A 24,141-nucleotide genomic window follows, 5' to 3' on the forward strand; every position below is an offset into this window, starting at 1 on the left:
AGGTAAAATGCGATAAACCATCTCTGCCAAAAGTTTATATTAGGGATTATGTCCCTAAAACGTATCATTCTAATTATGCTCCGCCCTCTTCCTCTATGGAGTCGTATTATTCCCAAGCAATTTCTACTCCCGTCAAAGGACAATAACGTTGCATCACTTCCATCAATACATCTGGAACAGGTTAAAGAAAAACTGGCCGAAAATGTTCACAAATCTGCCTGCATATGAATGACGGTATGTTTCCCCGTTCAATCAAGATTGGCCCGGTAGCGTGACCTCGCTCGAATCGGAAATTGACGAATGGATCAATATTAAATTGGTCCGCTGCCAAATAGGCTGAAGGGAGAAAACGCAACAATTTTCCATCAATTAATTACACCGTATAAACCGATGTTCCGCATGTATTGAATGATGGCAATTTCTTTCACTGTGAACCGCTCGAATTCACTTGTGAGGAAATGAATGCCCTCAATCAACTGTCACTTTAGTGAGCTGTTGTTTATCATCAGCAGTTTTTGGCTGTGATGGTTCATCACGATGCATTGCTCCTTATCCTGGCAAAACCACATGAAGAGTTCTGCAGCAGCGGAAAATCAATCACGTCATTCGGCTGGGGGGCGATTGCTCTGCTGAATCGCTATTTTGGTCTCACATCCAATGAGGTCAGCCTACTTCGCCGGTTGCTTGATGTCGCCATCCCTTAGGTTTGATACCCATCCCAGATGAAGAGACTGATGCCCAAATGGCAAAAATGCCAATTGGCTAATCTCGAAACAGCCGATGCACTAAACGCTATGATGCAGGTCACCGTGATATTGTTCATACAGCCCGGTAATCCTCGCTCACTGTCATCTGGAACGGTATTACAACGCTGACTGAAATGAAAAAAGTAATACCCTCCGCATTATTACTCAGCGCCATGGCGTCATATTCAACCTCCGCCATGGCCGCTGACGCCTGTGAAGTAGTGTTATACATGTACGGTAAAGCCACCGGTAACGGCGGCGGCAATGAATGCCATTCGGCTGAACGTGCATTCTTTTATATCGTCAAAAAGAACAAGCACGGTTTTCTGCCGGACCACACTGCCGATGCCAGAAAATCGTTCTTACTTGAGTGTGATTCGGCGGACCAGGCAATTATCAGCCAGATTATCAATAAATTTGGCCGCATGCGTGGTTAGTCAGCTGAGGTTATCTTTATGACCAAGCTGGGTTTTATTCAGCATCCCTGGACACATCAGCGTGGGGATTCCATTAGCGCAGCCCGTGTTATTGAGCACATTGAAAATGAGGCAATGCACGGATGCGGCCTTTATTATGAAATTTATCACCACCGGGTTATCTGCCGGTTATTGCAATTACTGCAAACGCTGAACGGCACCGACAAAATAACGCTGACAGAAGAAGCTAACCGGCGAGGATTTACGCTTGATGAAACCAGCATTAAAGAAAGTCGTCAGTGTTATTCCGACATCATCAGGGAAATCCGCGAGAGCCACTATTAATTCCTGCCTTAACTTTATTCGTAGGTCCTCTATATCGCCCAAATATTTTAGCCGAGTCCGGGGCTTGAGGCGTGGCGGTTTTTCGGTTTTTACGGCCCAGCACATTTTTCGCGGATTAAGGAGTGAAGAAATGCGGGCCGTAAAAATGAGGCAGCGGACAGAATTATTTTCGCGGGTTAAGGAGCGAAAATAGTTCAGGCGCCGCGCCTCACCGGCAAACAGCCGCGCCCACGCGGATTTTGCCGGCCGGGGGGAGCCGAATAAATTTCGCCGCCCCAGCGAGCGAAAAGCTGTCGCCCACGACAGCGGTTTATTTGGGGGGCACAGCCCCGCACACCGTCGCGGCTAAGTCTCCGGCCAAAAGCCGGTAGCGTGGCGCGACCACCCTCTTTAAAGGTCAGCTTCCCTTTTATTCCCGCTGCGAGGAACGAGCAAAGGGAAGAAAAAGGCGAAAGCGACCGTCTTAAAGGGGGTGGTCGCGCGTAGCGGGCGACGGTGTGCCGCCGTTGACCCTGGGGGTTTTGGCGCAGCGTCCAGCCGCGACATTACCCCTATGCGACATATCATAAGGGCGTCCAGCCCGCATGAACTGGCGCACGCCGTGTCGTGCAGGGAAGCATGCTTCCCTGCACATGGCCGCAACGCGGCCACCTTCTTCGTCCCTGACGTTCGCCCCGCCTTTTCGCCCGACACCGTGGGGCGAATTGATGGGGCGATGTCATGGGGCGAACTGCTGACGAAGGAGGCATCGTGATTTTGAATAAGCTGGCCGTTTCACTGTCACCGATAGTGAATGGCGCACTGAGCTTCATGGCTTTTATGCAACAGCATCAGCTGATGCTGGCGCTGTTATCGGGGCTGACGATGCCGTTTTTCGCGTCGATGAAAAGCGATGAACGGCAAAAAGCCCCGTTGTGGCAAAAGCTGATTATGGCTTTTTCCATGGTGTGTTTTCTTTCCGGCTCGATGGCCCCGGTTGTTATCTGGATTTTCCAGTGGCTTTATAAAGACAAAGTAGTCGCCAGTATTCCCGTTCTGTCATGGCCGGTGCTGATTACCTTTACCGTAACGGGTTTTATTTTGCATATTCTGCTGCGCAGGGTATTAACCCCTGAATTAGACAACATAAAGAAACGCCTCGTCAGAAAAACCACGCTTGAACGGGAATTACGCACCGATGTCCGCACGGTGAAATCCCTGCTGCCGGAAACGCTGCATTATGACCCGCTGGATTATATCGACCTGAATAAAGGGTTATTTATCGGCATGGACCGCGATATTCAGCCGATGTACCTGCCGTTAAAGGACTGGCAAAAACAACACGCGGATATTATCGGCACCACCGGTGCCGGTAAAGGGGTGGCCACCGGGATATTACTTTATCAAAGTATTCTGGCCGGTGAAGGCGTATTTGTTATGGACCCCAAGGATGATGAATGGGCCCCCCACCTTTACCGTAAAGCCTGCGAGGACGCAGGCAAACCTTTTGCCCTGATTGACCTGCGAAAACCCCAATACCAGTTAAACCTGATTGAAGAGATCACCGCCGATGAGCTGGAAGAACTTTTTGTTGCTGGTTTCAGTCTGGCAGAGAAAGGGCAGGAGTCAGATTTTTATCGCATTGACGACCGGAAAGCGGCCCGGATAGCCGCGCAGTTTGTCACCCGTAATACTGCCTCAACCATTCGGGATGTGTATAACGGAGACTACGTTCAGGGTATTGCAGATAAGATAAAAGCCTTTTTCGGGAAAATTGAAGAGCTGGCTTTACTCAATGCCATCAATGCCCCCACCGGATTTTCGCTTAATACGATATTTGAGGAAGGCGGTTGCTGCTATGTGATTGGCTCAATGCGCAACAGCAAAATCATTACCGCGCAGCGCATGCTGCTGGTTCGCCTGTACCAGTTGGCAGAAAGGCGCGAGCGGGTGAAAGACGTGCCCCGCCCCATTGCTATTTATCTTTCCGAACTGAAATACCATTTATCCAGACCAGCGCTTGAAGGCTTAGGCGCGGCACGCGATAAAGGCGTGCATATTATTATGGATCACCAGTCGATTGCCGATTTAAAAGACTGCCCGGCAGATTTGAAAGGTGACGCCGTTGTCGGTGCGGTCGTTGAGAACGCCAAATTCAAACTGGTTTATCGTGTCATGGACCCGGATACCGCTGAGTGGGTGGCAAGAATGTCCGGCACCATATTAGTTGATGATGAGATCCGCAAAGCGAAAACCGATGCCGTGCTGACAGAGACTATCGACGATGAACGCACCATCAGGCAGGCGGAGCGTTTCTTGACCGACAGCAATATGATCCTGAACTTACCCGATTTTGTCAGCTTCATCTTCACGACAAAAACACTCCCGGCTGCTTCGCTGATTTCGCCCATCAGGGTGAAAAAACGCGAACTGGAGATCTGTGCCGTGTCGCCCGCGATTGCCGCCACCGCAGCAACAGTAAACATCGCCCTGGATTTTAGCGAGGAGGAAACATCCTCCGTATCCGTATCAATGCCGGAGATCACCACAACGCGGCCCGATCTTTTTTTTGATGAGATGGGCGAAAAAAACACGACAACACCGAATACCAACAAAGAAGAAAACCCGTCATGGCTGGATTTTTAAAGGGGAAATGATGCTCATCACCGCATACCGCGAACGCCAGACGCGGCACCGCGAAAAAATACAACGACTACTGAATTTCCTGAAGGAAGAAACGTACAGTGACTTTAAAACGCTGATGCTGCTTTTCGGCTTCAGGGATCATAAATCGCTGTATTCCCTGCTTTCAAAAGTCGAGGGAATGGGCTTAATACAAAAGTATGTCCTGGTATCGCGCACGATGAAGATTTCATTGTGGGGCATTACCAGTGACGGACTGGCCGTTGTATTAACCCCCGACGATACGCTTTTCCCGGCGCGGTTTGAGCCTTCAAAAATTACCGGCTGGACGCTGGAGCATCACCTTGATAATCAGGCAGCCCGCATCATCCTTGAGCAAAAAGGCGCATCCGGATGGATAAACGGTGACCGCTCGACCTTCCTTAGCCGGTATCAGGTCAGTCACCGCCCGGACGGGTTGATCACCCTGCCCGGCGGCACCGTGATTGCCATTGAGACCGAGCGCCGTTTGAAAACCAGAGCCCGTTACCAGTCGATCATCGCCAGCCATTTGCTGGCGCGGACCCGTAAAGACTGGATCTACGTTTTTTATATCGTGCCGGACCCGCAGAAAAAGCGCGGTCTTGAACGGCTGTTTGACAGCATCCGGCACGTCATCGTTAACCATCAACACATCCCGCTGGAAACCCGCCACCGGAATGTCTTCCGCATCTATACGCTCGACGAGTTGCAACAGCTCGATTTAGGCAACTGCATATAGTTCTTCCGTATCACCAACTGCCCCAACCCGCAGCGCAATGCCCGGAAATCATGCCCTTTCGAAATACTCCCCCGGCATCAGATCATACAGGACTTCAGAATGAACAGAGAAACTGACCGACTTGCGGACATACTGACTGAAATGAGCGCAAAAGCGCTGGTGACATGGATGACTCATTCCGCCTTGCACGACATACCGCGCGAAGCATTACTGACTCACGGCAGCGATTTTGTGTATGCCCTACATGCAAATTTTGTGCTGCTACGAGATGTCCTCTCAGAAACACTGGAAGATATTGAGCAGCAGAGTCATGATCTCGAAGAAAGACTGGATAGCCTGGAACAGCGCCTTCAGACGCTTCAGAAAGATACTGATATTTTGTCTTAGCTCAGACTTGACCTGGCACAACTACGACACAGGGCCAAACCTAATCTGACAGGCGGCTCGGTGCCAGGAGCGGAAGTTGCTAACAATATTCTGCGTTGAAAAATGGGAAAAGAGCTACGAGATACCGCTGCTACGAACTAGTGGTGCACCAGTAAATGCTGGCTTATGATTGAATTCACATACAGTAGGTAAACTACAGGATACGGAGAACAAAAATGAAAGGTTCTGAGTGGAACAAATGGGATTTGCATATCCACAGTCCAATGACTTGGTTAGCTAACAAATTTACAGAACCTAAAGATATTCAAGGTTTTGTTAAAAAGTTGGGTGAGTCGGGGGTTTCTCTTATTGGGCTAACAAATTATTTTTTCTTTGCAGATAATGAAATAGAAATTATACGCGAAGAAATAAAAAAGCAGAATTTGCATATAACTGTGTTGCCAAATATTGAACTCAGAGTTTCCCAACAAAATAAAAAAGGTGAATGGATCAATATCCACCTCATTTTTTCAGAATCTATTCCCACTGAGAGAATTAATGAAGCACTTTCAACTCTACCTATAGCTACAACTTCAGTTAGCGGAAAAAAAGTTTTTTGCAGTCAGAAGAGCCTAGAGCAACATGGAAAAGATATCGCTTCTATCACTGTAGATTATAGCGCTGTGTGCCAACATATGAACTCGCAGTTCGCTTTTTTCAGCGAAATGGTTCTCGCGGTTTGCCCTAACGGTTATGGTGGTTTCCGTGCCGGTACGGAAGGACGTTCTCATGAAATCGCCACAGAATTTGATAAAGACGGACATATTGTACTTGACGGTTCTGAAATGAAAGGGGCTCTTAACTCGCGGGATTATTTCTTAAACACTGGACGCTATGCTGGAGCTGTCGCTATGCCGGTGTTTCGGTGTTCCGACGCACATGATATGGATAAGATTGGTACCATGTTTAGCTGGGTGAAGGCAAAGCCAACTTTTGAGGGCCTGCGCCAGACACTAATTGAACCTGCAGCTAGGCTAGAACTTGATGAAAACTGGCTTCATCAGCGAACGGTAAAGGTACACTTCAGCAACATTGAGATCGAAGGCAAAATCTTTGATGGACAATCAATCAAATTTAAAAAGCTTTCCATACCACTGAGTGAAGATATGATTGCCATTATCGGTGGTCGGGGAACAGGTAAAAGTCTGATCTTGGACGGCCTACAGTCGCGTTTCACCCCATCACGCCCCGGAAATGTCCGCTCGCGCTTGGTGTCTCCTGAACGTCTCTGCGTTCAGTTGAATAAGACTGATGGAGAGATACAAGAATTCGATGGGCAAGATAACTCCTACAGTTATCTTCACGTCTCACAAGGAGAAATAAAAGATTTGTGTCAGGAGCCAGAAAAAATCAGTGATGAAATAAAGAAAATGCTCCGCCTTCCGCCGCAATCCTTCCCTGTTCAACTCAGAAATGATCTGGATACTAACCTGAGTGAGTTTCGTACTTTTTTTGAGTTCTTCAACATGAAGAATGAAAAAGGCATCAGAATTAATAGGCCTGAATATCACATTGCAAGGATAGCCGATACACAGAAACACATTGATACTCTGACCAGTGAGAAAAACCGTGAGCTAATAAAAACATTTCAAGATAACGCAAAATGTATTTCAGAAATTAATGCACAATTAACATGGATGAGAAATTTCCTAATTCAATTAAAAGAAAAAGAAAGCGAGTTGAATGACCAGATTGATTTAATTAATGCTAAAGGTACTGATGAGATTACGGTTCCCCATGTAGATTTTGAGAACCAAAGGAAAGTTATTGATAAAAAAATAGAACTAGCAAACATAGACTCAGAAGCTAAAAATTTAAAAAACAAAGAAATCATAGGCAAATTTCGACAACTGGGTATTGAACAAGATATATCTGGTCTCCTTGACAAAGTTTCGGAATACCAACAGATAATTAATAGTGCTGAACAGCAACGAAATGAGTCTCAGCGGAGGATTGAACTGGCTAGAAAAAATACGGCTAACAGAAAAGAGTTGGCCGAGGGGGTTTTAAACCACATACAGCAGGAGAAGAAAACAGTAGATACGGCCTTTTCTTCTCTATCTGAAACTAAAGAACACTACACAAAGTCACAGCAGGCTCTTGTCATTGATATTCTACAAGATATCGGGATCTACGGCGAGGTGGTCTTTGATCGCGAGGCATTTTATACCGGGGCCTTGAAATGTATGAACGGAGGAAAGTTCCGTTCATCACGAGAAGGAGAATCATCGGTTGATAAGCTTGCAGCCATCTTTAATGTCAACTCCGTCGAAGATTATGCCCGTTTGGTTAAAGGTGAAAGTATTCTTTCTATTCCAGACGATAAACAGAGAATGAGTAATATTTCATTGGGTGATCTGTTATGGAAACAAGAGTATTTCAATAGTGCTGGACCGCACGAACTCTTGTCTCATCTGTTTAGCTTGGATAAAATTTCCGCCTATCTCAGTGTTAAGGCTAAATTTACATATAAAGGTAAGACGGTCGAGAAGTTATCCGCTGGTCAGCGAGGCACATTTTATGTCTGTCTGAAGCTTGCGACTGATCCGTTTGGTTCACCTTTTGTATTCGATCAGCCGGAAGATGACCTTGATAACGACTTTATCATGCATCATCTAGTGCTGCTATTCCGTAAAATAAAACAGTATCGCCAAGTCATCATCGTTACTCACAATGCGAATCTTGTGGTGAACTGTGATGCCGAGCAGGTCCTAGTCGCAAGCAATAATGATGAAGTGATTAGCTACCGCTGTGGTGCGCTGGAAGACGGTGAACATGCTCATGGCAACACCATGCGTAAGGCCATATGCGACGTACTAGAAGGTGGGCATGTCGCATTTGAGCAGCGTGAGCGTAAATATGGCCTACTAAGACCAGCACTTTAATATTCTGAGGTGTGGGCAACGAAGTATGTCCGCACCTCGCTCATAGCTGACATGCGCTCCTTGCAACAGGCAGCATTGTGCCAGGAGCGGAAGTTGTCACATCAATTTTTCTTAGTCAATTGAGAGCAGGTCATGAGCTCAAAGAATGGGTAGAACGGCCAGCAACTCATTGACAATAAAGTGAAGTTTTGTACAGTTCAATCAAATTATAGCGTTTAAGTAAAAGAGGTTAAGTAGTAATCACAATTTTTAAGAACACATTTCTAATCATTGAGTTAGGCTATGTCTTGAGTGATACTCTCGAGAGAGTGCAAATCAAACAGACAACATCGCTAAATGCTTACCCTTATTATAACTTTTGAAATCCGGAGGTGGTAACATGATAGAACTACCTGCATCATTGAGTTTAGACAAGATAGATACCTTCATCAGGAAGGTTAAGATGGCAAACGGTGATCAACCGTTGCTCCTGCCGGTAGGGAAGAAAAACTCCGCTTTTGGAGGGATTGCCGTCGCTGTCCAGTCTGTTAATACTTGGGCAAACTTAAGTTTGAACAAAAAGTTGATTTTGAAAGACTCGTCCATTGAGGACAATGATTATCTTTCAGACCTGATCAATACCCCACATAAGTTCACCGCCGCAATGATGTCGAAAGAAATATCATTCTCTGGTTCTCCTGATATAAGCGTAAGGCGTGATATAAATAAACTTGCTAAAGAGGCTATTGAATCACAATCAGACAATCTTTTTGGGCAACAACATGGGAGACTCTGTTGGTATTCGTTTGTAGATCATAGTACCAAAGGATTCGATAGTAATTTTTATAACACTTCACCACTTCAGCACCCTGAGCCGAAAGGTTATGAGCAAATAAGAAACATAATAAGCGCCATGGTTCTAAAATCATCAACTGTTGCGGGGGGCGCAATATATCTTAAAGATGACAGCATTGATGATCTCGGAAGGATATTTTATGAATTATTTATTAATACACATGAACATGGCAGTCGTTCTGAAAATAGACATAAGTGGATAAATCCAGGTAATAGACTTATTTACACATATGGGATAAACCTATCTGATGATGCAATAAATAATTATCTCCTGAATGATGAAGTGCTTGAGGAATACATTACAAGCCTTAAAAAAACCAGTGTCTCCTCGCGAAGATTCATTGAAGTAAGCATTATTGATTCTGGTTTAGGATTCTTTGGTCGATGGTTAGCGGATCACTCGGATGTAGGGTCAACACTTAACATTGATGATGAATACCAGATAATTAAGAAATGCCTAAAATTTAGGAGTTCATCGACAAATAATGACATAAAAGGGAATGGTTTACCTTCAGTTATGGCATCGTTGACCAAGTTGAATGGCTTCATGAAAATAAGAAGCAATAGAGTATCTATCTATAGAGATTTTAATACCACCCCATATCGCTTTGAAGAAAATGATGACTGTAAGTTTTTAGATTGGTCAACCAGAAATTATTGTGACACGCATATTACTGAACATGCTGAAGTTCGTGGAGTCTCAATAACGATACTCATACCTCTTATCGATAAAAATAATTCCAAGGACGATTATAAATGAGTGGTATTTTTCTTTTTAGATTCAATAAACCAAGCACCAAACTCTCTCCAACAATGGCAATCTTCTGCGTTTCATCAATTGACTTGCATCTTTTGATCAAAGAAATCAAAGAAGACATTGTAAAAAATCTAGTACCCAATGAAGTTTTAATATTTGGTTTTGGTATAAATGAAGATCAGAAGTCACGCTTGTTATCTGATCAACTTTTCAACCAAGAATTCGAGTCTTACATTGGCTCAACTTTAAGTAAGATACAATTCTTAAACGTTGACAGTGACGGTGTATTCCGGGAAATAACAACAAAAAATATATATAGTTATCGTGACGAACTTCTTCAGGCTGGCTCTAATGAAATCTTTAAGAAACGTAAAGGTGTAATAACTTCTACTCAAACCTATCACTTTAGTAAGCCTTCAGGTGACCATTGTGATAAATTCATAAGAGCATCGAATTTATTTACATCAAGCGTAGAGGTAACTTTTTTAGCAATAGGATTATTAGGCTCTATTGTTTCAACCCTAAAGAAAGTTTATGTCGACACATCATCCATCTCCTTTTTGGTTAGCACTGCGCTACATTTATCCAATAAATTCACTTCTACCACTCCTATAATTGAAAGTTTTGAATCATACTCCTCATTAAATCAACCATTTAACTTCATCAGGGATGAAAATCACTTAGTGATAATTTCAGCCACGACCAGTGGTGGACTTGCTCGCAAGCTAGAAAAAAAGAAAAAAATATCACAAGATAATATAAAAACTCTTTTCTATTCGTCAATAGGTGAAAATCAAACTGGACTATATAACATCATGGATGCTTTAGGTGGTGAAATATATTCCGAATCAGAGGAGAGATGTAACCTGTGCGCTAACGGTTCAAAAGTAATCAGACTTGAAGGTGAGCAGTTTTTACCTGAGACGCCAAAGCATGATTTACTTATGATAAAGAAATTGGATTTCAAATCAGAAAGACAAAACTTTTTTAGAGAGTTTGCAGCAAAAAAAATTCTAAACATTAATGCCATAACTCAAGAAAGCAATGACGAGTTTTACGATATCGATATTCCTGGATTGATGAAGAACCAGCCTGCCCCTCTCTTTTCTGATATGCAGAAAAGAATCAACAAATTTTTTTCCCGTGACATCAACACAATAATCCACTTGGATGATACAGGTTCAGAACTCTTAGCTTTCAAGGTCAAAGAACTTGTTGACGATGATAACATAAAAATCTTCAAGTTTGGAAAATTGAAAGAATCTGACTATACCGAAATGTCATCAGTTTTTGTCGTGGCTGGAGCAATAACGACTGGAAGAAAACTATTATCCGCCTCCAGAAAACTGAGATGTTTAAATAAATCATCATCCATTTCATATCTAGTCGGATTTTCTAAATTACAAAACGCACCAAGTCTGGATCAACTCAGAAAAGACTTATGCATGGGGGGGCATGAACTTATTATCCTCAGGAACTGTTTCTTACCTAGGATCAGTGATAAGTCAAAAACCTATTGGGATCTGGAACATGAAAAAATTTCCCGATTTAAAGATGAGGACCCTTTGGATGATTATTATCACCAACAAAAAATCTCTACCGATTTACTCACAAGATTATCATTACTCGACTCGCCAATTAGTCCAGACGAACTGTTCTTGAAAAACACCAAGGGGAAAACACTTAGTATCAGGGAGACATTTGTTTTTTGGGATAAGCTGGGTATTGACACAAAAAAATCATCTCAAGCAGATGTATTTTGGACTATTCAAACCTTGCTGCATGATTTAAGGATGAATGATGGAATAGGTTTATCTACAATTTATCATTATACTCTCCTAAGCCCTGTTTGCTTTGACAGGTATAATGATGGCGTTATACAAGCATGTCTTTTGAGGGCGGCATATTCTTCCGAACTTAATTATACTATTGATGAAAACTACAGCCAACAAATGTGCGACATAATAAGTTCGGTCGTTAGAAACCATGATAATGAACAAGGTGAAGGATGCCTTGAGTTCTTAATGTCAATCTGGATCAGGCACCTAAGAATACTAGATCACCACCTGCAAAAAATTATATCGTTGAACAATGAAAACATGCCGGACTCGGTCAGATTCTTGTTGCATCAGATTAATCGAGATTTCTTTGGAAGTGAGTAATTAGCATAATGAAGGTTGGTAATCCAATCTTCATTACTTCCCCCCTAACAGCTAGCATGAGCAATCATAATTAAGGCTTCCTTGACCACCTCCCAGTTGATCCCCAAATGACAATATTAGTGATACTACTATGAGCGAACGTCCGCTCATCGCTCATTAGGGACAACCATACTCAAATCTCCCACATTGCAGGAGATTTGAGTATGAAGACGTCACCGTGGAACAAAGACCGTATCATCGGCCAAAAAAGACCACTTCAGATATCTCATATCTGGGGGATACGAATCCGACTTGAACTAGAAGGTAAAACGCGCGATTTAGCTCTGTTCAATATGGCCCTGGACAGTAAGCTTCGAGGCTGTGATCTGGTCAAACTCAAAGTATCTGATGTGGCATATGGTAGCTCTGTTTCAAGCAGAGCTACGGTGTTGCAACAGAAAACCGGTAGCCCTGTGCAATTTGAGATAACCAAAGGGACAAGAGAAGCTGTTGCTGCATTGATAAAGCTTGGCAATTTGCATAGTAAAGACTTCTTGTTTCGGTCTCGAGTCGGAACTAACCAGCCCATATCAACCCGGCAATACAACCGAATTTTTCATGGGTGGGTAGAAAAGCTTGGTCTCGAAGATTCGCTTTACAGCACACATTCCATGAGAAGAACAAAACCTTACCTAATCTACAAGAAAACCAAGAATCTCCGGGTGATCCAACTTCTGTTGGGCCATAAGAAACTGGAAAGCACAGTCCGTTATCTGGGCATTGAAGTCGATGATGCATTAGAGATCTCTGAATCGATCGAAGTCTAAGGTTGTCAGGGCTGCAACAGCAGCCCTGTGCCAAAAGCGGATGTTACTTATCCTGACTAAGCAAAAGACAAACGGCAGCATCTATTCGTCCAGTAGTGGTTCAATATCAGCGGACATGATTGCCGTGAGTTTTAGGGTAATCTTTTCTACAGGCCAGTCCCACCATGCCAGCTTCTCCAGTGCCAGAATGTTTTCATCTGTGAAGCGTTTTTTAATGACCCTGGCCGGATTACCACCGATAATTGAATAAGTGGGAACATCAGAGGTAACGGCTGAACGTGATGAAATGATTGACACGTTGCCGATCTTAATGCCTGGCATAATCAGCGCTTGGTACCCAATCCATACATCATTACCCATTATGTTAGCCATGGCGATCAGCTAACGCAGGAAACAAAACGTGAGATCCTTTCCCAAAACGTTCAAGATGCTACCCATTGGGAGAAAAAATCCCGCTAAGTCACGTTATCACAGTGACGTCTCGGCATACTCCAGAGAAGCTATTTTCCCTTTGTACAAAAGGCTTTTCGCTGTTTTGTGGTTGCATATTACGACTCTATTATGTAGATTTAATAGACAGCTGACGATGGCGTCAACTGACTTGATAGGTTCCACATGGGTGGAGCAATCGCCATGAGACACATGGGTGTCCAGGCTAAGGTGGGTATATGTTACACGCACAAGCTAAAACGAAGAATCAGCGCTCGATTCAAACCATTCGTGACAATACGAGTGTAATCGCGAGCTTTGAGCCTCGTTGTATGTTTCCTGACACTGTTGAAGTGCGTAGGATGCTGAACCGTACCCAGAAGGATTCGCAGCACTTTATCGTTACCCTGAAAAGCGACCTCAAGCGAGCGCTGGACACGACTGTTGTTAAGCCATTTGCGGAGATCGCCATTCGTGGTGAGAACCTGCGCTTTACCGTGAAGCCTGAAAAGCAATATCCAAACCTGTCTTTAAACGACGAAGTTATTGGAATGATTGAAACATCAGTTGCTAATTTCATGGAAAAGCACTTTTCTGCTCACGTCAATCACCGTGAAGCTAAAAATCAGGATTGCAAAAAGGAATGGCACCTTCTCTAATCGGCGACAATTACGCCAAAGATCTTTCCCAACTCCCGTCTTTCCCAGGCGGGAGTTTTGTTTCACACACATCATGCTTTATCCTGCCTGACGACGTCGTAATTCTCCGCCTAACGGAAACAACCTACGATAGCGCCGATTATCATCACATAGCAGTAGTCGAAGAAGTTGCCTTCACCGATCCTGAGTTCATTGCCAGCCACATCGACGATTTGCGTGACAACGACGGGTTGGAGGACAGTGAGATCGTTGATCGCATCATGGTTCTTGAGATGGAGGACGAGGACAAATCTGAAGTGATAGCTCGATTTGCTTATGACAATTTCTCTTTCATAGACCCAAACGGAAACCCAGCTGAAGGTAAGCAAATACGAGGCGCTTATGTTACGCCTGAACGAGCTGGTGCTGGTTTGGCGGGGCAGATTTACCGTCATCTGACGGAAGTCCACAAACATCTAATCTGCGATAACACCCAAACAGTTTATGGGGCAGCCCTATGGGCAAATACAGTTCGCAACGTTGCCGGCCGCGTTGATATTTACAACGCAGCTAAACATGAGTATGTCGAAGAGTTAGGTGATGGAGCCAAAGGGGTAAAAGGCTTCATACCTTGGGACATCGGGAAACTAAACCCCTCATCGTTGGGCAAGTGGCAGCAATATCCCTTCAACCCGAACATCCAGCAATGTTATTACCTGGTGTTGATCATTTCAGCTTAAAGAAACCCTCTTCGGCGGGTTTTATTCCCCCAAAATCAGATCATTGCCTACAAGCTGGCCTTTACGCCGTGGCCGCTTCGCATTAGCCTAATAGGCACATTGACCTGCCCCCAGTATTCAATACGACCGTCAATTAGTAGTGGTGTGGAGTTGCGAACTTCCGCTGCTCGCTCATTGTAGACCTTACTTGTTCTTAAACCTGGCCGCTCCGTGCCAGTAGCGGATGTTGCCAAGTCCGCACTGCATTAATTAGAGGAGAGCAGGTCAAACCTTCCACGTTGAGGTACGATACATTCCGACGAATAAAACCTCCGCACATTAAACCTCAGGAACAATAACAAAATGCAATGTGGCTTCACTTTTTATCGACTTGATATCCTTTTTCAAACTCGCCGGATTTTGTATAAAATGATCGGGATCGTACACAAAAAATATAATATCCTTGCAAGCAGAATATGCTTGATAACGATGGAGATCAGAAATAATTTGGTCCGCTAACTTACCGTCTCTTAATTCCTTCCTTGTCTTTTTGACTTCTATCGCAATACTTTGATCACGTATCAAAAAATCCACTCTTGAATTTGATCCTAAATAATAGGGAATGGCACTCTCTTTAATTACATCTTCGAAGTTTAATGCCAGTATTGCACGCAGCAAATCCTGAACATCGTACTCATCGTTGATTATATAACCGGGGCGATTATCATATCTGTTGTTTAATGCCAATCGAAATGCATTAAACTTTCTCAGTGTTAACTTTAACTTTTCGACATCACTTAGTTCTCTTTCTTCAAGCGGATGAGATAGCATATCAAAGTATGTGCCTACAATTTTATCTTCAAAGTCATTTGCATGTTTTGATTTGGTGCTAAAGTGAAGATAAAGAAAAGAAGAAAGCAAGAATACCTGAATTAGAGAGAAAATCATCACACCAAATTGAGATATACTAATTCGGTATGTAAAATCATAGCGATACATAGTAAAGTTGTTATGACTTGTATGTATGCTCTCCCCCATGGGTACAAGATGCCCATGGACATGCACGGAAGTCGCATTGTAACGCCCAGGGAGGAATGCATAAAAGTCGCTAGGCTTTATTTTGGACTCACCGGAATTATATTTATTAAGTATATCAAAAGTGTTAGTACTGATGGACTGGTAATCTTTGTCCATCATCGCTTCTATAATGGTTGAGTTTGTGAGATCATATGGCTGAAAATAGTCTGCTATGACAACATAGTAGCTAACTCCAATAGTGAGAATAGAAACTAAGATGCTCAGCTTACTAATGAGAATAACCTTTCGTAAGAGCAGGATTGCTCTGGAATACTCCCTTACTTCATTGAATTTATAATCCATTTTTCCCTTCAACGTCAGCATGTCTTTTGATGATTTTTATCATAGCTATTTTGTCAGGTCACCTTAAATACTATGCAGTTGACCTACACTCCATTGTTTCATACATTTCGATAAGTGTAAGCTTTTGAAACTTCTGCCCTTAGGTCGTTGCCGACTGTAAGGTTGAATCTTGTTTTAACAGAGAACACTGCCAGATCAAGTCTGAGGCAATATATATAAAGGGCGAAGCGGGCTCTTTGCCGCCCGCCCTGCAGCCTGAGAATTTTCCTGGCATCAAGCACCAGGAAAATTCTCAGGGGGGGGGGGGGAATTATACCCCCTGAAACAAGCTTTACTCTGCCCACTTATTTTTTATAAGATTAAAGCCACATTCTTTTGTGGCTTCTTTCCCTCTTCCCTCAGGCTTTATCCATCAAATAACGATGCGCTTTGGATGCCGCGCTGGCGGCCTTGAAAATATAGCGTTTGTCGTTCTTCAGTGCTTTCAGCCAGGAAGCGATATAGCTTTCATGCTGAACCTCTCCGACAATCCCCAAGTCCGCCATCAGGAACGCGCTTCCCAGTTCGGCGATCAACTCCTCAAAAGCATACTCCTCACTGCCAAACTTCCCTTTCATTTCTCGGTTCAGCCGACTTTTTGCCCCGCTCCAGTGAACCAGCTCATGCAGGCCCGTAGCGTAGAAATTGGCCGCGTCGGCAAAAAGATACCGTTCCGGTAAGCGGATTTCGTCAGTTGATGGTGCAAAAAAGGCATTCTGTCCCTTCTCGATGATGGTTGCCCCACTGTTACGGAAAAGCGCTTCCGCACGCGGTAAGGGCTCAAAGGTCTCTGCCGGGCAAACTACTTCGTCACTCAGATGCAAACCATCAATTTGCTCAACATTAAACACGGTGAACGTCTTCAGCATCGGGATAAAGTCAGTTTCTCCGTCGTCATTTTCCTTTTCCAGTGTGGTATAGAAAATGGCGGTAGTGCCATGTTCCCCTTTACGCACCTGCCCGCCTTCCGCTTGCGCCTGTTTGTAAGTCATCCAGCGTGAATCATTGAATCCCTGTTCTGACGCACAGCTCCACAACAACATGATATTCATCCCGCTGTATGCAGCGCCAGTCGCATAATTTGAAGGTAGTCCTGACATGCCCGGTACGCGCTGCCACGGGCAAGACCACGGCTTAACTCCGGCTTCCAGTGCCGCAATGATACTGTCAGTAACTGCCTGATAAATATCGGTTCTATTTTTGGAAAATTTCGTTTTTGAGGAGCCTGACTGCTCCAGCGGGGATACGCTGGTCGCCGTTGCGGCGTTAGGTGAGCTAGTCTGGGTATGCTGGGAAATCGTCATGGTTTTTTCTCCGTCAGTGGTGTGATTTTCGTCTTCGTATCGCCTGACGGTTCGCTTTCCCGACATCGTTCCGGCACGCAAGGGCGCAGAATGCGTGCCATTTACCCTTGCGGGACGGGTTGTGTTGGGAAACGATTAGCCGGAAGCTGATACGGGAACGGAAATCACTGGGGAGAAAAAACTGCCCCTGCATAGTCGGGCGTAGCGCCCCTTATGCAGCAAAGGCGAAATGGGTTTGGGGTTTAAATAGCGGTATTAACTCAGACCTTCTTTGGCAGTATGACCTTCTCACCTAAAATGCACTCAATTAGTCACGAATCCACTATTGATGGGTAAGATCACTTGCATATCACGATTACTAAATGTGATGAATGTCGATAAGTTGTATAACGCGGTCAGAAGTTGATAAAACAGTCCCCCAATAAAGAAAAAATGCCTTACTATCTCTGGTAGAAGCAAGAAAAATCAGGCGCGGCGTTCCTTTCTGCAGGAATATTTGGGCTATTCAAAGCGAAGCATTTTGTAACTATGAATTCAATCTTCTATCTTGAACGTAATTTTACGCACAGTGACAGGACGTACACAGAGACAGAGTTGCTGGCTGCATCAACGCATATTGTTGTGTTAGCAGAACCCGGTGGCGGGAAAACAGAGCTGATGAAAAATATCGCTCAGAAGTTGAACACTTCTGTCTTAAATGCCAGCGTATTTGCTTACGTGGGAGCAGATAAAGAAAATAGCCCACTGGTAATTGATGCCGTTGATGAAGTCGCTAGGATCGATCAATCGGGTATTCATAAACTCCTTGCACTCGCCAGAACATCAAAGCCGACTCGCGTAATCATGTCAAGCAGGTCAAGCGAATGGGGGCTGGCTTCTACCAGTATTTTTGAGAAATTTCTTGGTTTCTCTCCTATGATTGTGAGGCTGAGAGAATTCGATCAAAGCGAACAACACGCCATCTTTAAGCACCATGCACCAGAAGAAGACTTCTTTGCATTCCAGACCGAAATAACACGGTTTAGTTTAGAAATGTTGTTACCAAACCCTCAGTTTCTGAAAATGTTCACCGATGCCTACTTAGAAAGTGGCAGGCAATTTGCTGACAAGCGTTCAATCTTTGCTTTAGCGGTCGAACGACTGGCTAAGGAAATCAATCCAGATATTACGAAAGCCTCTATATCTCTTTCAGTTGCACAGAAGATCGCATTTTCTGCCGAGGTTTATGCCAAACTTCTGTTGTCGGGCGCAGAGGGAGTCAGCACCATCGACGTGACTACAAGCCGGATGTATCCAATGCTGACAGAGTTATTTAGCGGCAGTACTGCCTGTTACGACATATTGTCAACTCAGCTTTTCAAACCCGGCGATAAGGAAGACCAGCACCGCCCGGTTCATAAGATCGTCGCTGAATACTGCGCAGCAGATTATCTTATTAAACGAATAGCCGACCCAGGGGATACTCTCAGTTTAACAAAGTGCTTACCTGTCATTGCACCGAATGGTACTGCCAGGGATGAATTGAGAGGTCTGCTCGGATGGATGGCGGCATTAGGCAACAAGTCAGTACAGGAATCCATTATTGAGCTTGACGCCTATGCAGTTCTCGCAAACGGCGATCCATCACAGCTTGAACGCTCATCGAAACGAAAACTTCTTCATCGACTCAAAGAGATTGAAGCCGCAGACCCTTACTTTCGTCGGAGCGATTTCTGGCGTCGGTTCAGCGCGGCTGATTTTTTCACGCAAGATGTTATTGAAGAAATAAAGCCTCTTTTAACGATTGGTAATGATGGTCATTTACGTGATTTAATTTTAGAACTTCTGACAGACTCACCAGTAAACAGTCAGTTGACGCCTGAATTAAGTCTGCTTACCTTAAATCCCAACGAGTCTAAACACATTCGTACCTTAGCAAGCAAATGCTTACTAAATGTCAAAGAGTACGATTTTATTGGCGCTTTAGCCGTTTTAATTTTTGAAGCCAGTAATATTTCACTCAATATTGCAGCTAACATCATCGAAGTTACAGGACCAGATAAATTTGATCACAAATATCTCTCTGGATTCTTACGCGTCTGTGCGAACCTCTATCCCGATCACAAAGAACAATTTGAAAGGGTCATTGGCTCTCGTTATTTTATTAAAAAGCTTATTTCCTGTTTTTCACAGCATACTCTTGAACTTCTTCTAGACGAATTAACCAATAATCTTCATTGCCATTGTGGGAAAAGATCCTATGAGTGTGACTGTCGCAATGGAATAAGCAAGATCGTCGGTTCAATGGCTGATCGCTATTTTGAATTAGCTCAAGCGCCGTTTGACCCTGTGAGGATCTGGCAATGGATAGGTAATCTCAATTTTCATCGCCAATGCCAAGCCGATCAAAGTAGGTCGGTACAGGTGCTTCGGGAAAATGACACACTTCGTCAGGAGATCATTGCCCATGTGTTCGGGCCACTAACGGATCGTAATGAAATATTCAACACAAGAGTAGAAAAGTTCGACGGACATCTGCACTCACACTCAGGCCTCCATTTATGGAGGAATGACTATAAATTTATCCTAAATCTGGCGTTTAAAATAGATAATGTAGACCTGTGGGCGAGTTTTCTTACCAGCCACCAACGCTACAGAAACAAGGAAGAGCAAGGTCCCGATGATTTACGCACGCAAATGCGTCAGCACGCCCTTTCCAAACCCGCATTTATGCGCGAATGGGCCAGATACAACAATGCGATGCAATTATCCGCGCAGGATCATCAGGTCTGGAGATTTAGACATAGCCGAAGCAGGAAACGTCATGACAGAAAGCAGCAAGAGATCCATGCCAAAAACATAAAATTTGTTAATGAAAACAGAGATATTATAGAGTGCGGTCGTCACTGGGGTTGTCTGGTGCGTTTTGCAGAACTCGTGCTCATGAATCCGGAAAAAATTGAATCTGAATTTGGTGACGAGAAACTGGTTCGGACTGCGTTGCGAAATTGTCTGGATTTTATTACCTCCGAGGTTCCCACACTTCACGAACTAGCGGCCCTGCAATGCAAATCAAAATGCAGACATTCTGTGATGATTTTATATGCAGCTTGTCTGGAGATTCTACGTGCAGAAGGCAATCTTGAATGTGTCAATATTGAGTTACTTACAGCCTTAAGAACTAACATTCACATGGGATACAACTCAGTTTCGGCGGAAGAACGTGACGCGCTACAGACTGAAATCGACCGCCTCATTTTTCCTGATAGTGAAAATGCTGAAAAATATCTCCGACAGTACGTAGAACCCCAACTCGCTCAGCCATGTCCTCATCCTGAAATCTGGATGTTGAGTGGAGAAGAGGTCTTTCGTCATTCACGCGCTAAACTTTCCATTGAATGGCTTCGTCGTTTTACTGATTTATCTTTTAACTCAGTAGATACACTTTTTGAAATTGCTGCTCAATATGGCGATCGTGGTGATTTAAAAGAGATTATTGCAGAGCGTTGCTCAGAGATTATATCAGGCTGGCCCAATCCGACAGAAGATGAGGATTTTGAACGCAAGCGAATATTCTGGCTGGTACGGGAGTTCTACTTTCTCGAGAACATTACAGCTACTTATTGGGCATGGCTAAAATCTAACAAAGATAATTTACTGCATTTTTATGAACGTTCTGGGCGCATGAACCGAAGTGAGCACAGTGCCTGGCCGGAACTTACATCAATTAAGGTTGAAGCTATTTTAGACGCTTTCTTTGAACAATGGCCGCGTGTTGAACTGCCAAGTCATTGGGGCAGCGATAGCCCTGAAGAGGAAAAAGCCTACCGCTTTTTAACTGATTTAATTTGGTCACTTGAATCAGATATTCCTGACAATGCAATACCTGTACTGGGTCGCCTTCTTACCGATCCACGTTTCACAAGCCAGCACAAAGGGCTGCAAAGTGTATATGCTGGCCAGCTCAGGAAAAAAGCACTCAGGGATTTTGAACCACCTACGCCAGATGAAATAGTCCAACATCTGGATTGTGATTCAGTGGTTACTGTTGAAAGCCTGCGTCGGTTAGTTCTTCAGGAGCTTCATGATTTCCAGAAAGCGATTGATGGCGGGGAGTTTAACTCGGCAGATCGCTTCTATGAAAAAAATAAACGCCTTGATGAGGTAAAGTCTACGGAGATCATTGCTGAACGTCTCAATTTAAGACTCGAACCTCAGAGCATATCGATAACACCTGAGCATCAGTTAAAAGGTCAAAACAGGAGTGACTTCACGGCATCTAAGTTGATTGGTGGAAAAAGACGGCTGCTGGTTACGGAAGTCAAAGGCCAGTGGCACAGAGAGTTATATTCGGCCGCGTCAGCCCAACTCTATGATCGTTATTCTATCCACCCAGATGCCGAGCAGCAGGGTATTTTTCTTGTTATATGGTTTGGAGAGAGTGAGACCGTTGCAGGCCGCAAGCTCCACGGCATCAAAACCGCTCAGGAACTTAAAATCAGTATTGAAGCAGTGTTACCGGTTGATCTCCGTGGTTTAATCGATGTTTTTGTTTTAGATGTTTCACGACAGAGTAAACATTAGAATTAGTAACATAGCCCCTACTTTGAATTTCTTGAGGGTGTTTTAAGTAATACACTATAAAAGAACTCAACAGTATTGTTACATCGAACATAAATATCCGATATCACCGCAGGTGTGATAGCAGGCATTTACCACCGAGCGATTAACTAAAATTGGTGGTCATTCTGGTGGTCTTGACAGGCAGCAGATTCAGGTTTAGCTTACTTATTAGCCAGTTACTGGCAAAGGCGATCCCAGTCAGAGGAGCCAAATTTAGAGAAGCCCGCTTAAGGAAACTTAAGCGGGCTTTTTGGTTTTTTGCGTTAGGCAACTGTCGTCCGGGAGAGATGTGGGGGCTGATTGAGGGGCATTTGCGGTGCGATAATGACGTGACCACCAAAGGTGTCTTGATGACAAAAAATCCGCAGTTTTAAACCTTCTGATAAACCCTTTACAATCTGCAATTGCCACGGTCTGTATCAGCTGATCAATCCAGGCGGTTCACGTCTCTGGTATCTCAAATATCGTATCAATAGAAAATAATCTTAGCTTGGGTGCCTATCCTGACGCTTCTCTGGCCGATGCCCGTCAACAGCGTGATGGTATCCGCAAGTTGCTGGTGCAGAATATCAATCCCGCGCAACAGCGAATTGCTAAAAGAGTTGCTCGCTCACAGGATAAATCCTTTCAGTCCGTGGCATTGAGCTGGCATAAAAGCAACCGCATATGGTCAGAGAACCACGCCTCCCGTCTGCTTGCCAGCCTACACAATCATATATTCCCTGTGATTGGACACATGCCGGTAGCTGAACTGAAACCTCGTCACTTTATCGCCCTGCTGAAAGGCATTGAGCAAAAAGGTCTGCTGGAAGTCGCAGCACGTACCCGGCAGCATATGTGCAACATAATGCGTCATGCCGTACATCAGGAGTTGATAGAGAACAATCCGGCGGCAAATCTGGAGGGTATCATCACCCCTCCCGTTAAACGCCACTACCCCGCCCTTCCGCTGGAGCGACTGCCGGAACTGTTGATTCGCATTAAGAACTACCAGCAAGGACGAGAGTTAACCCGCCTGGCCGTATCACTCACCCTTCACCTGTTCATCCGCTCCAGCGAACTGCGTTTCGCACGTTGGTCTGAGATCGATATCAGAAACAAAATCTGGACCATTCCAGCTACACGCGAAGCTATCCCTGGTGTCCGCTATTCGCGGGTTGGATCACTTGTGGTGAGTAAGCTGACATGGACTTCCTTCAGGCTAAAGCCTCACAGGGACAATCACCACCTCCCGGGAGGTGGCTTAACGCTGACAATAAATAAGCGCGACTTAACGCCACGCTTTGATTTAAATGCAGAATACGTTTTCACTCGGTTACTGCGGAATAGGCGTCACCAACGGCTCGCCAGCAAAATAGGCGTTGACATTTTCCAGCACCAGACGCGACATCTCTTTGCGCGTCGCCCAGGTAGCACTGGCCATATGCGGCGTGACCACCACATTTGCCCGGTGTAACAATGCGTGCGGGACGTGCGGTTCGTCGCTGAAAACATCAAGACCGGCTCCCCCGAGAACTCCCTCTTCGATGGCTTCAACTAGCGCTCGCTCATCGACGACCGATCCACGGGAAATATTGATCAGAATGCCTTCTGCGCCCAGAGCATTCAATACATCGCGATTAACGAGGCAGCGGGTTTCTGCACCACCGTTGGTACAGACCACCAGAAAATCACTCGCCCCGGCCAGCGATAGCAATGTCGCATGGAAGGTGTAATCCATGTCGGCAAGTGCTGCGCGATCCGTATAGGCGATCGACATATTAAATGCAGCCGCGCGTTTGGCGATAGCACGCCCAATACGCCCCATGCCAATAATGCCTAACCGCGCTCCTGAGACTTTGCGGGTCCAGGGATAACCTCCCTTCTGCCATGCCCCCTGTTCGATAAAGCGTTGTGCTCCAGGGATCTGGCGTGACGTTGCCAGTATCAACCCCATGGCCAGGTCGGCGACGTCATCCGTCAATACGCCGGGGGTATGGGTCACAGCGATCTCACGTTCTCTTGCTGCGGCAACATCAATACCGTCATAGCCAACACCAAAGTCGCTGATAAGTTCAAGGTTAGGTAGCCGTCCCATAAATTCGCGACTGACCACGGCTTCGCCGTTAGTAAGTACTACACGAAACTCGGCGGCCAGCCGGTCAAACTCCCCGGCGGCCATGTCGTTGTATTCATACACATCGTATAGCGCGTTCAGTTGTGCATTCAACTGATCTGGCAGCGATGCCTGCTTCAATATTTTCTGTTTAACCGCGATATTCTTCATAACAA

Annotated in this window: 15 protein-coding genes and 4 pseudogenes; 15 read left to right on the plus strand and 4 right to left on the minus strand. The window is 44.8% G+C overall.

All coding sequences use genetic code 11. The annotated features are described in order from the left end of the window. Positions 1–185: 185 nt before the first annotated feature. From EVX52_RS25475 to EVX52_RS06320, 11 genes and pseudogenes are all read left to right on the plus strand, one after another. Positions 186–340, plus strand: a pseudogene (locus EVX52_RS25475) (AlpA family phage regulatory protein); the annotation flags it as partial. Positions 341–404: 64 nt separating this feature from the next. Continuing rightward, positions 405–868: pseudogene (locus EVX52_RS25740) on the plus strand (DUF2857 domain-containing protein); the annotation flags it as partial. Positions 869–880: 12 nt separating this feature from the next. Further along, on the plus strand, positions 881–1,183 hold the full coding sequence (locus EVX52_RS06275; protein ID WP_129990914.1) for a conjugal transfer protein: 303 nt from the start codon (positions 881–883) through the stop codon (positions 1,181–1,183). An 18-nt stretch (positions 1,184–1,201) separates the two neighbouring features. Further along, a complete protein-coding gene (locus EVX52_RS06280) occupies positions 1,202–1,507 on the plus strand; it encodes a hypothetical protein (protein ID WP_129990860.1) in 306 nt (101 codons plus the stop codon). A 750-nt stretch (positions 1,508–2,257) separates the two neighbouring features. Beyond that, a complete protein-coding gene (locus EVX52_RS06290) occupies positions 2,258–4,132 on the plus strand; it encodes a type IV secretory system conjugative DNA transfer family protein (protein ID WP_129990861.1) in 1,875 nt (624 codons plus the stop codon). Between the two features lie 10 nt (positions 4,133–4,142). Beyond that, positions 4,143–4,889, plus strand: coding sequence for a MobC family replication-relaxation protein (gene mobC, locus EVX52_RS06295; RefSeq protein ID WP_129990915.1), 747 nt, complete (start codon positions 4,143–4,145; stop codon positions 4,887–4,889). A 99-nt stretch (positions 4,890–4,988) separates the two neighbouring features. Continuing rightward, positions 4,989–5,276 carry a hypothetical protein gene (locus EVX52_RS06300; RefSeq protein WP_126124802.1) on the plus strand — a complete coding sequence of 96 codons (288 nt, stop codon included), beginning with the start codon at positions 4,989–4,991 and terminating at the stop codon, positions 5,274–5,276. Positions 5,277–5,491: 215 nt separating this feature from the next. Continuing rightward, entirely contained in the window at positions 5,492–8,200 is a 2,709-nt protein-coding gene (locus EVX52_RS06305) for a TrlF family AAA-like ATPase (RefSeq protein ID WP_129990862.1), read from the plus strand. A gap of 442 nt (positions 8,201–8,642) precedes the next feature. Beyond that, complete coding sequence (locus EVX52_RS06310) at positions 8,643–9,794, plus strand: hypothetical protein (protein WP_205948371.1); 1,152 nt, start codon at positions 8,643–8,645, stop codon at positions 9,792–9,794. Beyond that, the gene (locus EVX52_RS06315; protein ID WP_126124800.1) at positions 9,791–11,953 is read left to right on the plus strand and encodes a hypothetical protein; all 2,163 of its coding nucleotides are present in this window, start codon (positions 9,791–9,793) and stop codon (positions 11,951–11,953) included. Before EVX52_RS06310 ends, EVX52_RS06315 begins: the two co-directional genes overlap by 4 nt. A gap of 203 nt (positions 11,954–12,156) precedes the next feature. Beyond that, the gene (locus EVX52_RS06320) at positions 12,157–12,759 is read left to right on the plus strand and encodes a site-specific integrase (RefSeq protein ID WP_126124799.1); all 603 of its coding nucleotides are present in this window, start codon (positions 12,157–12,159) and stop codon (positions 12,757–12,759) included. Positions 12,760–12,840: 81 nt separating this feature from the next. On the opposite strand, the pseudogene EVX52_RS06325 reads toward EVX52_RS06320, so the two are convergent. Continuing rightward, positions 12,841–13,119 (minus strand): annotated as a pseudogene (locus EVX52_RS06325) (chloramphenicol acetyltransferase); the annotation flags it as partial. A 308-nt stretch (positions 13,120–13,427) separates the two neighbouring features. Between EVX52_RS06325 and EVX52_RS06330 the strand changes: the two are divergent. Continuing rightward, positions 13,428–13,847 (plus strand): hypothetical protein, encoded by a 420-nt coding sequence (locus tag EVX52_RS06330; RefSeq protein WP_129990863.1) that lies wholly within the window; start codon positions 13,428–13,430, stop codon positions 13,845–13,847. Next, positions 13,832–14,566, plus strand: a complete 735-nt coding sequence (locus EVX52_RS06335) for a hypothetical protein (protein WP_126124798.1) — start codon at positions 13,832–13,834, stop codon at positions 14,564–14,566. Before EVX52_RS06330 ends, EVX52_RS06335 begins: the two co-directional genes overlap by 16 nt. 318 nt (positions 14,567–14,884) lie before the next feature. Here the strand turns inward: EVX52_RS06335 and EVX52_RS06340 are convergent, their stop codons facing one another. Together EVX52_RS06340 and EVX52_RS06345 are read right to left on the minus strand one after the other, a co-directional pair. Then, positions 14,885–15,925, minus strand: a complete 1,041-nt coding sequence (locus EVX52_RS06340; RefSeq protein WP_129990864.1) for a hypothetical protein — start codon at positions 15,923–15,925, stop codon at positions 14,885–14,887. Positions 15,926–16,323: 398 nt separating this feature from the next. After that, entirely contained in the window at positions 16,324–17,268 is a 945-nt protein-coding gene (locus EVX52_RS06345) for an ArdC family protein (protein ID WP_129990865.1), read from the minus strand. A gap of 528 nt (positions 17,269–17,796) precedes the next feature. Here EVX52_RS06345 and EVX52_RS06350 point away from each other — a divergent pair. Continuing rightward, on the plus strand, positions 17,797–21,831 hold the full coding sequence (locus EVX52_RS06350; protein ID WP_129990866.1) for an NACHT domain-containing NTPase: 4,035 nt from the start codon (positions 17,797–17,799) through the stop codon (positions 21,829–21,831). A 399-nt stretch (positions 21,832–22,230) separates the two neighbouring features. Next, positions 22,231–23,035 (plus strand): annotated as a pseudogene (locus EVX52_RS25480) (tyrosine-type recombinase/integrase); the annotation flags it as partial. A 150-nt stretch (positions 23,036–23,185) separates the two neighbouring features. Here EVX52_RS25480 and EVX52_RS06365 read toward each other — a convergent pair. After that, complete coding sequence (locus tag EVX52_RS06365; protein WP_129990868.1) at positions 23,186–24,136, minus strand: 2-hydroxyacid dehydrogenase; 951 nt, start codon at positions 24,134–24,136, stop codon at positions 23,186–23,188. Positions 24,137–24,141 lie beyond the last annotated feature (5 nt).

Origin of the sequence: Rahnella sp. CFA14(1/10) (assembly GCF_004195095.1) — a bacterium.
In the GTDB taxonomy this organism is placed as follows: domain Bacteria; phylum Pseudomonadota; class Gammaproteobacteria; order Enterobacterales; family Enterobacteriaceae; genus Rahnella; species Rahnella perminowiae.

Coding starts and splice junctions, on each gene's coding strand:
- mobC (WP_129990915.1), top strand. CDS start 4,143: ATGCTCATCACCGCATACCGCGAACGCCAGACGCGGCACCGCGAAAAA.
- EVX52_RS06275 (WP_129990914.1), top strand. CDS start 881: ATGAAAAAAGTAATACCCTCCGCATTATTACTCAGCGCCATGGCGTCA.
- EVX52_RS06310 (WP_205948371.1), top strand. CDS start 8,643: ATGGCAAACGGTGATCAACCGTTGCTCCTGCCGGTAGGGAAGAAAAAC.
- EVX52_RS06335 (WP_126124798.1), top strand. CDS start 13,832: ATGGCACCTTCTCTAATCGGCGACAATTACGCCAAAGATCTTTCCCAA.
- EVX52_RS06300 (WP_126124802.1), top strand. CDS start 4,989: ATGAACAGAGAAACTGACCGACTTGCGGACATACTGACTGAAATGAGC.
- EVX52_RS06365 (WP_129990868.1), bottom strand. CDS start 24,136: ATGAAGAATATCGCGGTTAAACAGAAAATATTGAAGCAGGCATCGCTG.
- EVX52_RS06345 (WP_129990865.1), bottom strand. CDS start 17,268: ATGACGATTTCCCAGCATACCCAGACTAGCTCACCTAACGCCGCAACG.
- EVX52_RS06340 (WP_129990864.1), bottom strand. CDS start 15,925: ATGGATTATAAATTCAATGAAGTAAGGGAGTATTCCAGAGCAATCCTG.
- EVX52_RS06350 (WP_129990866.1), top strand. CDS start 17,797: ATGAATTCAATCTTCTATCTTGAACGTAATTTTACGCACAGTGACAGG.
- EVX52_RS06305 (WP_129990862.1), top strand. CDS start 5,492: ATGAAAGGTTCTGAGTGGAACAAATGGGATTTGCATATCCACAGTCCA.
- EVX52_RS06330 (WP_129990863.1), top strand. CDS start 13,428: ATGTTACACGCACAAGCTAAAACGAAGAATCAGCGCTCGATTCAAACC.
- EVX52_RS06315 (WP_126124800.1), top strand. CDS start 9,791: ATGAGTGGTATTTTTCTTTTTAGATTCAATAAACCAAGCACCAAACTC.
- EVX52_RS06280 (WP_129990860.1), top strand. CDS start 1,202: ATGACCAAGCTGGGTTTTATTCAGCATCCCTGGACACATCAGCGTGGG.
- EVX52_RS06320 (WP_126124799.1), top strand. CDS start 12,157: ATGAAGACGTCACCGTGGAACAAAGACCGTATCATCGGCCAAAAAAGA.